Source organism: Pseudomonas sp. 51_B (assembly GCF_017491595.1).
Lineage (GTDB): Bacteria > Pseudomonadota > Gammaproteobacteria > Pseudomonadales > Pseudomonadaceae > Aquipseudomonas > Aquipseudomonas promysalinigenes.
In genome coordinates, this window is sequence record NZ_JAFGYW010000391.1 from 1 (window position 1) to 448 (window position 448).

At 59.6% G+C, this 448-nt stretch carries 1 protein-coding gene; it reads right to left on the reverse strand.

The features are described 5' to 3' along the window. On the reverse strand, positions 1–448 hold a 448-nt coding region (locus tag J5M56_RS25385), incomplete at both ends, for a TOBE domain-containing protein (protein ID WP_207938109.1).

Here is a 448-nt window from a genome sequence, read left to right on the forward strand (position 1 = left end):
ACGTAGAACACCGAATGGCCGCCGAGGTAAGCGATGTCATGGACCTTGCCTTCGGACCAGTTGTAGCGGAACTCCGGTTGAGTGGTGCTGACGAGCATTTTTTCCGGGCGGATGGCGTAGGTGATCGACTTGTCCTGCACCGACGTGCTGACGCCGTGACCGACATAGATCTTCTGCTGCAAGTCCGGGCTGTGGATGATCGCGTGGCCTTCCAGATCTTCCACCACGGTGCCGTCGAAAGCGTTCACGTTACCGATGAATTCGCAGACCATGCGGCTGACCGGCGCCTCATAAATGTCCACCGGGCTGCCGATCTGCGCGATCCAGCCCAGGTGCATGATCGCGATGCGCTGGGCCATGGTCATGGCTTCTTCCTGGTCGTGGGTGACCATGACGCAGGTCACGCCAACGCGCTCGATGATTTCCACCAGCTCAAGCTGCATCTGCG